Genomic DNA, 12,902 nt, shown 5'->3' with positions numbered 1-12,902 from the left:
GTGTCATAAGAATTTTGATTTTTCATACATTTTTGTTTCTAAAAAAACGCGATTAACTTTAAACTCCATAGCTTTAATATTATCATCTGAAACATGGATACAAGTATCCATAAAGTGTTCTGATAACTCATGTGCGAGGCTTACATTTGATTTTTCTCTCGCTATAATAGCTACATTAGCAACATTAACGAGGTAAGGTATTAGTTTTTTTTCAAAGTTAGGACAACTTTTTTTAATGTAATCAACATTACTGTAGTTAGTAAAATCAACAATAGAAGAAAAATAACAATAATATTTTTTTATTTCACTCATACACTCGTCAATTTTAATATCATCCGAATAGCAGTTATATCCTACAAGTGGCAATGTTAATTTGCAGCCATTGATTATCCCAAAAAGACCTAGATACTCCTTTTTCACATCGTCACTTACTACCTTTAAATCATATTTTTCAGAAATATCAATTATTTTCATCAAGTACTGATGCATGAAATTCGTACCAGAAGTAGACTTCCAGAAAAAATACAATGTCATTAAAAGTCTCGCGTACTCGTCAGCCCAGGTAATAGGATTTTTATTAAACTTTTCTACTATCAATAATTCAGCTGAAACAAGTAAAAGCTTCTGTGTATCAAAATCTTGAGTCGATACTAAAGCCAAGTTCTTCAATGTATTGAATAATCGTTGGAATCCAGAGTCAGGGTTGTCATTAAATAATTTTTTAGCTAATACATGCGCTTTCACTCCAAATTTAATGGACATTTCTCTATCGACATCTGAATAGAACATTATTAAATTGATATAAGTATCTAACTTCATCTCTTGGCTATTCAACTGGTTAGGTAATTGAATGTGGCTTTCAGGGTTTTCAGGGTTTTCAATTATCTTAAGTGCTCCTAGACTTTGCTCGATTGCTTGAAGATGGTCACCTGAATCATATAAAGAAATAGAGTGGTTAATAAGGCTTTGTACTTTTGTAAGGATGCTCTCATTAGAATGAGTATTTAGCCCATTTAATAAAGAAGAGATTTTATGCTCATATTGAACGACTTTTTGTTTTAATAATTGATTTTTTTCTATGTAACTTCTTTTTTTTATTCCAATCACACGGTTATTGATTGCGCCTATGTAACTATTTAAAATGAGCTCTTTATGTAGTTCAGGTAAAGGTTCTTTCAACAACACCTCGAATTCTGTGAAAAGCTCTTCATAATACTTTTCTGATTCTTCATATTGATTTAACTCAAAAGAAGCATATGCTTTATTCTGAAGGGCGCTAAGGTATGCCGACATAATGATTGAATGAGGATAAACAGATTTTTTGAGACTGTTAGAGAACTTATAATTAAAATTAGCGTAAATTAAAGCATGTTTAAATTCACTACTTCTAAGTGCTTTTACAATTTCAATTTCAAAGTATTGGACAAGTCCATCAAGCCATTCTTCAGTGTGTTTAATATCCTCATCAAAAATAGAAGAAAGAAATGTACAATGCGCAGTAAAGCTTTTATCGCATTGATACTTTTCAAAAAATCCAACGACTAGCTTAACGTATAACTTTCCCCATCGATTATATGAAAAAGGGTTATTTAAGTTTTTCTTGATGATGGCTTGGGTTGCGGCAATGATAGATTCATGTTCTTTTTTGATGTTTGGTTGATGACTAATTAAGTTAACGAATTCCCTATGATGGAAGGATATTAAATCTTCATTATCTTGATTTATCACTTTGAGAAATGGCTTCAATTGCGCATGTAACCTAGACCAATGAATAAGTGGAACTTCTCTGGTTACATTATCATGCCACTCTTCAGGAGCATTTATTTTTATAAAGTCATCATCATATGCTATTAAATTTAATATTTCTGTTTCGCTTAACCCATCTTTAGAGGCCAATAAATAACCTAAAATTCTATCTATGAATACCTTACTATGATGATGTCGTAGATATAAATTATGAATAAACTCAGTTATTGCCTCCTGCTGTGTGGTGGGCAGCGCATTCTTTTCTATATTAAAGCAGTCAGTGATTGGCTCTTCTTGTGCATAATTACTCCATTTTGCGATCTCGTTCGCTACTATATTGAGATACAATGGTGAAGGACAAATTTTAAATTTATTTAAGAAGTAATTTAATTGATCAGTTGTTAGTGTTCTAGAAAATTCGGTCAGGAGTCTATTAAGTAGTTCTGTTGGTTCTTTAAATGAGCTTATATGGAGTCGGTTGTCAGTCTTTCTTTTTAGATGTTTGAACGATGTACTATCGTCAATATATTCATCATCATCCAAAGCTGTAATTATAACTTTAATATTTGAAGGAAGCTCTGTTGGCAACCAATGAAACCTATCGTCATTTTGTAACTGATCAACCGCATCAATAAATAAAACAACATTTTCATTAATGTTTAATAGTATGTTTTTAAAACGTTCGCTGAGCTCTCCAAACGACTCTTTGTCAATATCAACGGTATGATCAGGTATTCCTGTTATTTCATTAAAATAAAACTCATCAATGATAGAAATTAAAATGTCTCTTGAAGTGTTTGAGGTTTTTGTTGCACCGATAAAACGATAAAATACTTTATTAGCTGTGTTTTTCTCATTAGCCTCAATTGATTTAGCTATTAGAGATGATTTACCACTTCCTGACTTTCCATAGCAAATCAAAGGTTGTGTGTTATCACTTAAAATATGACCGGAGATTATATTTAAAAGTGCCTGTTGGCCGACAAAGTTAGTAAGCTTGTTTATAAAGTAGACTTTTTGGTTGCTTAACTCAGTATCTAGAGCCGTGGTATCCGCATGTTTTTCCTGTTTTATTTGAAAGTCGATTTGAACCTTAATAAACTCAGTCACTCTTTCTTCAAATTCTTTTAAGTAGCTCTCGTTTAAAGTATGCGCTGTCAGTTGCTTAGTGGTTACATTTAAAATACTTTCACTGCATAATACATCTTCAAGCCTTTGCTTAAAGTCTTGTGCCAACTTGTAATCACTATTTATAAAGTTATTATTGCTTTTTATTGATGTATCAATATTTCTGATAAACGCAAACGTATGTTTTATATCAATTTCACTAAGTACAGGGCTTCTGGTGAGCAGTCTGTGTTGATGCTGAGTTACCTGGCCATAAGAGACAATACCTTCTTCAGCTTCAGCCTCCGTAGCAGACAAAAAATATTTTCTTTTTTGATGTTCCATCAGATCAGAATCTAATACAGCTTTTTGTAAGGCTGCCCTTAATTCATTTTCTTCTGCTTCCCAAGTGGTGAAATCCGTATATTCACCAGCTCTTTCTTGTAAAATGTATGATACGGGCAGGTGATTATAATCTTTTTTATACCATTTATAGATTATCCTACATTTATCATTAGTTAAATTTAAGCTCTCCAACTCGTTTGATTCGATCTTGTTAGGAAGAGGAACCCACCCATAACGATCGCCTATCATGATCAAAAAGTTTGGATGAATATGCTTTTTGCAACTTTCTACTTCTTTAAGACATATTTCGAGGGTTTTTTGGTCTAGTTGAGCTTCATTATTCACACCCCACCTTAAATCAATAGGTTGAAATGAATAACCATGGCTCGCTGCATATTTTTTTAGATATGGAAATACGTTTCTCTGTAAAATTTGTCGTTCTTGCTTAAAATCACTAAATGTTGATGATATAAAGAGCTTAATTTTTTTATTTTTATTCATAAATAATCCTTTTATTTTTTAAATCGCTAATAGATTCATAATGATTCCATTCTGTATACTCTTGCATCGCTTCTTTAGCTAAATCGATTAATAAGTTTTCAATCACTTGTTTATTAGTAGGCGCGGATCCCAACATCGAGTCGTGTACTCATATCGCGATGTTTTTTTGTGTTTACTATTTGATCAACCCATTGCAAATTTTCTGGCGGCTACAATAGGCGTATCAGAAATAGTGGAGAGGCAATTACTGTCTTCAATATACCAGTAGTTTAAATATTTGAGTGCATCTATTTGTGTTTCATCATGAGTAATAACATGGAGTATTTTATCAAACTCATCTTTATCAATCGCTTCAGGAAGTGGCACCGAACCATACCGATTGCCGTTTAAAATAATGAAGTTGGGATAAGGAAACTGCTTACAATTTTTAACTTCATTTAAACACAGTGAAAGAGTTTTTTGGTTGGCTTGGGCTTCAGCATTGATCCCCCAGCGTAAATCGATTGGATGAAATTGAAAGTTTCTTTTTTGACAATATACGCCAATTTTTGGAAAGACCTTTTCTTGAAGGGTTTGTCGCTCACTTTTAAAGTCTGAAAAGGTGGAAGATACAAATAGTCTAAATGTCCTTAAACAATGCAAGTATAATGTCCTTTTTAGTTGCCCAAGCGCTATCTAATGATGAGTATTGGTTATAGCAAACATCATTAGCAAGTAAAAGCTAAATACGGGGGATTGCATCCCTCAACCCCGTTTTTTTGTAAGGAACGGCAGGCTTTAAACGTTAATTTTTTGAACGAAGATTCGCTAAATGCCGCTTACACTCGTCAGGCGTGTGTGTTTGACGATGCAGTTCTAAGAGCTCAGTCAGATAGTGGACGTGGAAGCAAATTGTAAGACTCGCCGAAGCTAAAGCTCAACGAGCAGATGTCCAGCGAAACGTCAAAAAAGAAAAGCGAGTGGCTTATGCTGTCATCTTGGAAGCTTGCTGCTTTAGTCACGAGTAGTTTACTGTTGCCATAAGCGTGATATTTCCAAGTGCTGAAAGAGGGGCATTTTAACGCGCAAAACAGTCCTAAACGAGGGGATAAGGTGGCCTGTCGTATAATAAAAGTGAATTTCCGCACCTTTTTATCTCAGACTTTTGCGCAGTGAAAGTGTCTCAAATAGCCAAATTCAGACATTTTTATGTCTCATATGTAAAGTTAAATCTGGCGGAAAGTCTTGCTGTGTAAGGGTTGCAGGGGAGTGTGGAGTTTTCTTCTAATAGAGGGAACTCTTGGTGGCTCCTCTTCTAGGTCTAGTGAATTTTGCCTGCTTATTTCTGTAGTAAGTGCTTACTTACTGATATAAAGGTTGACTCATATTAAAAAGGGGGAGATCACCATGATAGTTGCATACAATAAAAAAGAGCAAGCCCGATATAGAAATTTTTATTTTGAGTCTAGGTTATTTATCTTTAAGCTGGCTTTTTTCATGGCTTTAGTGAGTGTTAGTTCTTTTAAAAGAGGAGCAAAATCCCACTCACTAAAATTAACATCAACATCAAAGCCATCAAGATTTTCTTTCCAGTGCTTTTTAGCTGCAATATTATGAGGCCACCTGGCATCAAAACGTAGGGCATCGCCAGTGGGAATACATATAAGCTTTTTAGGCGCACCAGATCCGTATCGCTGCGATGTAATTATTACACTGTTAGGATCACATGTGGTATTGAAATAAGCGCTGACTTCAATGATATAATCTTCATTAATATACGCATACACGGCATATGCTTCACTTACATAGACCTTACGAAGTATTATACGTTCTAATTCATTAGAATTGCTAATTTGTATGCGGTGCGTTTTATCTTGCCAGCCCCACTTAATTTGAGTTTGGTAGTTAAGCTCACCATTAAGAGTGAACATTTCTTTTATAGGCTTATATTGTCCTATTAGAATAGCTAAAAATGCACCGAGTGCGAGTGATAAAAAATCACCTTATTATTATTCAAAGTATGAAATTCCTTTTAATATGATATAGATTCTTACTGAGTAGACAAACGCTTTGAAGTCTCTCTATATAACTTCCGTATAAGCTTAAATACGATAAATAAGGCATGAGGTATACACACACGGCTATACCGATACCCATAAAAAAGACGTGACGCTTATACTTAATGAATAAAATATAATAAAAAATATATTCTAATTTTTAATATAGCATTATATGTATCGAAATCTTAATAGAAGTTTTAATTTGTAGGTACAGGTTTGCAAGCTGAAAAAAATAGTATCAGCGATTAAGTCATTACTTTAAATCGATTTTATCGACATTTTCGAGGGAGAGGGTGTTCAAGAATGCCCCTCTATTAGGTATACTTCATTTATAATCACCCATTATTATAGTTTGCATTTATATGCAAGCAGTGCATTTTAAACAGGGATAGTTAGTAAATGAGTCATGTAAACATTGCCTGCTCAGGTTGTAAAAAAATATATAAAATAGCCCGTCATAAGTTACCCGCCAAAGGTGCAAAAACAACGTGTAAGCAATGCAGCACTCTTATTGTGGTTAAGCCAGCGAAATATTACGATGAAAAAAACGCTGAAAAGCCTGCAATGAGTGAACAAAATCATGTCGCTGTCACTGACAATAAGAAACTTACCTCAGAGCCTAAATCGAGCGCACTAAAAACCCAAAGCGACACCGCGGTAATAGCGACATCGGATGGAAAAATATCTGAAGCTATTAATGAGTTATATAGCAAAAATATAAATCCTCAAATGGCAGATAAACTGAAAAAAGGAACCGCGTCAGCAAGAGCAAAAGGTGAGTTCGTTAAAAGTCGTGCTTTTGAAGAACTTAATAAGCTAGAAAGTTCAAATCGATCCGCGCTCATTATTGTGCTGTGTAGCTGTATATTTTTTCTTCTTTCGAAGCTATTAAATAACGTATATTTTTTTGGAACGTTATTTGATAGTCTCATTGCAATTTTCTTTCTATTATTCTTTATTTTTGTGGTGATGGGCTGTGTTAAGGGCGTAAAAAAAGAGGTGGTTGTTTACTATGATAAGAAAGACGTATTCAATGCGTTTAAAATACTGGGCTCTTTGATTGTCACGTTTTTAGGATTCTCTATTGCGATGTCGGCGATATTAGGCTCAGAGCTCGCCAGCTCAGGCCCTGTCAACTTAATCAATGTGATTTTATGTGTTACCGTTCCCTCGTATTTTTTATATTTAAGTATTGCCGACGCGCTTTATCATAATCAAAATGAGAGTGCAGTAAATAAAGCCAGCGCAATGTGTGCAAAAATTGGTATCGGAATATTGTATCCGTTAGTAATATTGTATGAAGTACGTAATATTGGAACGCATACAACCGTAGATGGTTATGGGAATAAGACCACACGTCATCATAGTCCAGTTTTCTTGATTATTTTTATGGCGCTCGGAGGCGCATTGATATGGAAACTTATCAATGGTGACACGGTATACGCAAAAAGAAAAAACGATAATATTGACTCTGAATAGTCCGAACTCTGTTTTAATGAGCTGAGGTATTTAAATGGATCTCACATTTTTTATTATTGACTGATGGTCAAATAGTGAAGTATCAAATAGCACTTTAATGTGTGTTGTATGAGTGGCAATTCATCATGGTTTAATAATTTTAAAAGTCAGCCACCCAATGCCTTGTGCTTTAGAACTAAATAGTCTATTTGCCATGGTTGTTTTAACTTATAACCCGCCCACTACATAGTTTGGCGTCACTAAAATTGAACGACTGAGGGAAATCGATGAATGGACATAATGAGTGAAATATTTTTAGAGTTGAAAAATGATATTAAATCATCAAAGGTCAAGCCTGTATTACTAGAGTTGTATCCTAAAAATTTAGCTGAACTAAAAAAAAGAAACATTAATTTTTCGCTCTTAGATACTTGTATAGAAATATACGATACCGATTTAACTCATACTAATAAAACTAATGTAATTTATATAGAAGCTAAACTTGGAGAGTCAACACAAATACTAAATGCCTTCCTTGAAAATACAGCTGAATCTCTTAAAAATAAACTCGGGATTGATTCGCTGATTAAAGCAGGGGTTTATTTTGCTACGTTAGGTATTGGTGAGCTATTAAGTGAAAACTTAATAAAAAATATCTCTAGTATAGTTGATGATTCTATAGAGAAACTCCCCGATATATTTGATAGCGAGTGGGTTAACAAACAGATTCAGGAGAAACCAGCGTCTGCCATCAATAACACGATAGAGGATCTTGGAAATAGTAAAACAGAAAAATTAAATGAAAAACATCAGCTAGGTACTAATTTATTTATTAGTAAACAAGCTAAAACTAAACTTTTAGAACTTGCGCAGAGTATTTCATCCTATCATACACCTCATCAAGCGATGGAGTTTACACTCAAACTGCTAACGACATTAAGCATAAATTCACCAAAAATTATAATAATTAATAATCCATATAATTTGGATTCTGCTTCACTTTCACTTTTATCATTATTGTTTTCTTTTTTAAAAGATAAAAAAATAGAAGATAAGAATGATGCTTTATCAGTGCTATTTTCTTATAACGAACTTCAGCCTCACAATAGCTTTGTAGAAAATCATAAAATGTCTGACGTACACCATAAAATAAGTCGGTTCAGACTTATGGTGCAGCGGTATGGAATGCTGGTAAAACCTAGGGCAAAAGTGCCCCCTCCGGTTATAACTAAATCTACGTTTGTAGGTAGACGAGCTGAACTTTTAGAGTTATCTAAAAGTCATAAATCTTTTTTGGAATTAACACAATCAACTACCTCTTTAACTAAGCTTACACAATGGTTTGTTATTAAAGGTGAACCGGGAACCGGAAAAACCTCTTTAATTAATGAGTATTTAAAGCAAAAATTGCAAAGTGAAATAGGCAGTAATAGAAACCAAATACAGTTAAAGCTGCTGAACCAAGTAGGCCATAGTTCAAAAATTACAGGACTCGCTTCTTTATTAGTCTCGATAGAAGAAGAATCGCAAAGGTTGTCTCAACAGTACCAAGCAAACAGAAGTTTTTTTTCAAATTGGTTTAATGATAAAAAAGTTGCGTTTAACGATGCGAGGTCTAATGTAAATAAAACAGTGCTGACTAATGATGATAAGTTAACACTAAATAAAGCTGCTTTATTAAAAGTTATAAGTAGTGCTACGAACCTTACTGGCGAAGTGTTAAGTATTGGAACACCGATCAAGGCAGCAATTTCGGCTTTTCAAACGTTAGGCTTTGACCGGCATAAAGCACAAACAAAGATATCATTAGAAATAGAGAACCAGCTAATACAAAAATCAGAGCAATTTGAGCAGCTAAACCTAGCTATCATGCACCTTTTAAATATTGCACAAGTTGTTAATGATAAAACCAAGCCTCTCCCCATTCAGCTTTATATAGATGATATTCAATGGATCGATGAACTTTCAGCAGAGTTTATTCTTCAGCATTTGGTAAAAAATCACCATGTAGAATTCTTGATCACTGCACGGGGTTCAGATAGCGCAACTAATTTTAAGCTGGCTCAGAAAAATCCACTAGAAAATGAGTTCAAAATACAGGTTTTTAATGAAGCGAATATAATACAACCAAAATTAGTAAAGGGTATTAATGAAGGGGCAGATGACAGAAAAAAAATAATAGTGCTTCATGGTATAGATCAAAGAACACTTTCTTTTCTAATAAAGAAAACCTTTATTGATGCCTCAGAGCTTGAAAGCAATGTAATATCAGAAGCTATAGTCAAAGCACTTTTGCCTTCTGAAAAAGTGTTTAATAGTAATAGTGAAGTTGTAACCCTATTTGCAATAGAGGCCCTTAATTTAATTAGCACTCCTTTATTTTACAAAAAAAATAAATTGCCTTTACTCATAATTGAAAAGTCAAAAGGAAAGTATGGAGTTAATAGTATTGAGCCTAGTAAGTTAAGTTCAACTGTTAAATTAATATTTGAATATATAAGTGAAACTCATAAATCTTCTTTTTTAAATGAAATTTTTGAACAATCAGAAGGGAGTTATTTCACTTTACCTTCCTATGCAATAATGGAAGAAAGACTACTGATCATTAGTTATTATTTTGAAAGTTATAGTGATGCTACACTGTTTAGTTTGCAATTGTCTGCTTTAACGGGGGCGCCATTTGATAGTGAACTAGTTAAGTCTATTATTATTGGCTTGACTAATTTAGATACCGATAATGAGTTTACCGAATTAAAACTTTTGAAATCCTATCTTAATCGCCAAACAGGCCAGTCTTTATCTACAGAGCATCTAGAGATACTTGAAGAAACGTTCGAAATCATTAAGAGGATACCGCGTACAAAGTTATATGATTACAAACATAGCTTATTTGGGATGTTTCTATACACTAAAATGTTGCGGTCACTGACAGAAAACAATCTCTTAAAGATGACCGAGTTGAATGAGATTAAGAAAAAGTATAAACAAGGGGTAACTAAAGATGAAGAATATAAAAATCGTATTTTATTAGGCGCTGGCAATCGGGATGAAAAATTAAAAATAATTACTGACAAATTTGAAAAAAAGAAGTTAGATTTAGACAAGCCACTAGAGCAGTTTACGGTGTTTTTATTAAAAATATGTAGCGCATGCATAAACAATTTAGAGTTGAATGCAGGTAGCAGTTTAGATGAAAACCAAGTTAAAAGTATGAAACGGGAGATGATAAAGTCTTCAGAAGAAATAATCCGTTTTGCAAGGCGGTACAGCAACAGTGACTGGAATGAAGACTATTTTGATCTGCAAAATCATATAGCTAGTAACCTTTGTATGTCTGCACTTAGCCGGTATGGGACATTAAATAGCTTAGTTCGGCTGGAGTTTTTATTGCGTTATATGTATAAAAGCAACCCTCGACGCTGGGCTGGGCGCTATTCAGCCGTATTATATAATATTGCAATCGCTCACCACTTAAATGATAACGATGAGGGGTTTGAAGAGTACTCGATTAAAGTGCATGGGTTAGTCACTCATCATTATGCTCAAAACCCAAAAGTATGGGCAAGTGGCCTGATTGTAATTTGTGAAAAAATGGCACTGTACTTTCGCCACCCAGAAATAAAAGATTATGTTCGCTCTAATGAAGAGTTAAAGCAAAAAGCCGCTGAAATCGAGGTACAGGCTGACTCTATACGTATATCCTGTAATTATGATTATAATATGGTGAAATATTGGAGTGATGAGGAAAATAACCCTTTCCAAGAGGGACTTTCCGGGGTGTCATTTATGGTCGCTACTTTTAACTTTGAAGACTTAGAACACATTAAGCTAGAGAAAAAAATGCGTGGAAATGAATTTCGATTAGAAACTAATAATTACATTAGATTCCGCGATTTTATTCGGTACTTAGCTGATGAAATCAAGTTAATAAAAATATATGTTTACCGAGAAATGTATATTGATATTAAAGAGTTAATAAATAGGATTATTGGCCTTCATGATTTATTAGTTGAAGAGCCAAAGATACCCTATGAAATAAATAATAAATTGAAAAATAAACTTTGTGGAGAATTAAAGAGAATAGAAAGTATTTTGAGAGAAAACAATATGACTAGTTGCGTCGAAGCGTTAAAAGAAATAACCCATCATTATCCAGAATACTAGTATACCACCCCTTAATTTCAATAATATCAGTGTGTTGTTTGACTAGCATAGCTAGTCGAGCGCTTTATGTTTTTTACCTTGGTTTACTAAAAATTATTAATTTTGAATTAAATATTCATAAAATTATAGACATAATAGTTTTAATTAACTAAATTCTAACAACTGTGTCTTTTTGTGTTTGTATCGCAGAAATTTAAATAACACAGTAGTGAACATACTGAATGTTACGCTCAATGTGACAGTAAAACCAGTAGGATTAAATAAGTAAAAATAAGGAATAATATGAAACGGAATGTTAATTATGTATGGGTATTCATTTTAACTTTACTTCTTAGTGTAGTGGTCAATAAAATTTGGCCACAGTTTTAGAGTCTTTGTATCTAATCTCAGATTCATTTGGCGCTAAACCAGCATTATAATGATGCGGTCTAACGTTGTTGTAATATCCGTTGATATAATCACTCACACTATATTTAGCGTCTATAAAATTCCCATATCCAACCTTTGGCATCCATTCTGTTTTAAAGCTTCTAAAAAATCGCTCCATTGGCGCATTATCCCAACAATTTCCGCGTCGACTCATGCTTTGTGTGATTTTATAGCGCCATAAACGTTGGCGGTACTTCAAGCTCGTATAATGGCTTCCTTGGTCTGAGTGAAACATCAACCCACTTGGTCTGCCTCTGCTTTCGTAAGCTAACTCAAGCGCTTTTAGCGTTAAGTTAGAATCTGGCGACAATGACATTGCCCAACCCACAACTTTACGCGCAAATAAATCAATAACGACCGCTAAATAAGCCCAGCGATTGCCTGTCCAAATATATGTAACATCACCGCACCACACGGTATCTGGCTCAACAACATCGAACTGCCTATTAAGCAGGTTTGGGATTTCAAGATGTTCATTACCGCCACGTTTATATGAATGTTGAGGTACTTGGCAGCTTTCTAGCTTTAATTTAATCATTAACTTAGCAGCACGATAACGGCTTAATTCAAAATCGTTATTCGTTGCGATTGCCGCGATTGTCCTCGCACCTGCTGAGCCCCCACTCATTGTATGTATGGCTTTAACTTCAGCCTCTAACCTTACTTGCTCTGGTGTCGGTGTCGTATCCCGTATAGCCCAGTATTTATAGCTGCTACGATGCACATTAAATACACTACATAGCACACTAATTGGGTAACGCTCTCGTTGATTTAATTTCTCAATTAACGAGAATTGTTCAGGGAGTCGGACATCAAGAGAGCGGTAGCCTTTTTTAATATATCCTTTTCTAATTCAATGCGTTGGATTTGCTTTTTAAGTTCACGGATTTCAATTTGTTCGGGTGTCATTGGTGAAGCCAATGGTGACTGGCCATTACGTTCTTGCTTTAATTGAGCAACCCATTTACTTACGGTTGATTTACCAACACCCATCGCTTTGGCTGCTTCTTCTTGTGTATAACCTTGGTCAACTACAAGTTGAGCCGTTTCTAATTTGATTGCAGCGGAGTACGTTGCACGGTTTAATTTTGTCATTTTTTTCACCCAAATTTA

Annotated in this window: 7 protein-coding genes; 2 read left to right on the top strand and 5 right to left on the bottom strand. The window is 34.2% G+C overall.

From position 1 onward, the window contains the following. Positions 1–3 precede the first annotated feature (3 nt). From GQR45_RS04900 to GQR45_RS04885, 4 genes are all read right to left on the bottom strand, one after another. Positions 4–3,699, bottom strand: coding sequence for a DUF4062 domain-containing protein (locus GQR45_RS04900; protein ID WP_165725305.1), 3,696 nt, complete (start codon positions 3,697–3,699; stop codon positions 4–6). Continuing rightward, a complete protein-coding gene (locus GQR45_RS04895; protein ID WP_165725304.1) occupies positions 3,692–3,835 on the bottom strand; it encodes a hypothetical protein in 144 nt (47 codons plus the stop codon). Before GQR45_RS04895 ends, GQR45_RS04900 begins: the two co-directional genes overlap by 8 nt. Before the next feature lie 47 nt (positions 3,836–3,882). Next, positions 3,883–4,341 (bottom strand): DUF4062 domain-containing protein, encoded by a 459-nt coding sequence (locus GQR45_RS04890; protein WP_165725303.1) that lies wholly within the window; start codon positions 4,339–4,341, stop codon positions 3,883–3,885. A gap of 791 nt (positions 4,342–5,132) precedes the next feature. Next, positions 5,133–5,609: a hypothetical protein gene (locus GQR45_RS04885; protein ID WP_165725302.1), complete on the bottom strand. Its 477-nt coding sequence runs from the start codon at positions 5,607–5,609 to the stop codon at positions 5,133–5,135. A gap of 528 nt (positions 5,610–6,137) precedes the next feature. On the opposite strand from GQR45_RS04885, the gene GQR45_RS04880 reads away from it, so the two are divergent. Both GQR45_RS04880 and GQR45_RS04875 read left to right on the top strand, forming a co-directional pair. Then, the gene (locus GQR45_RS04880) at positions 6,138–7,217 is read left to right on the top strand and encodes a hypothetical protein (protein ID WP_165725301.1); all 1,080 of its coding nucleotides are present in this window, start codon (positions 6,138–6,140) and stop codon (positions 7,215–7,217) included. A 279-nt stretch (positions 7,218–7,496) separates the two neighbouring features. Beyond that, positions 7,497–11,360, top strand: coding sequence for a hypothetical protein (locus GQR45_RS04875; RefSeq protein WP_165725300.1), 3,864 nt, complete (start codon positions 7,497–7,499; stop codon positions 11,358–11,360). Between the two features lie 343 nt (positions 11,361–11,703). Here the strand turns inward: GQR45_RS04875 and GQR45_RS04870 are convergent. After that, a protein-coding gene (locus GQR45_RS04870) for an IS3 family transposase (protein ID WP_165725299.1) occupies positions 11,704–12,884 on the bottom strand; the annotation gives its coding sequence in 2 pieces (ribosomal slippage) (positions 11,704–12,626 and positions 12,626–12,884; 1,182 coding nt in all). Between the last annotated feature and the right edge of the window lie 18 nt (positions 12,885–12,902).

Source organism: Pseudoalteromonas sp. SA25, from assembly GCF_011378705.1.
Taxonomy (GTDB): domain Bacteria; phylum Pseudomonadota; class Gammaproteobacteria; order Enterobacterales; family Alteromonadaceae; genus Pseudoalteromonas; species Pseudoalteromonas arctica.
The sequence above is the reverse complement of the archived record's forward strand: the minus strand, read 5'-3'. Positions and strand labels throughout refer to the sequence as shown.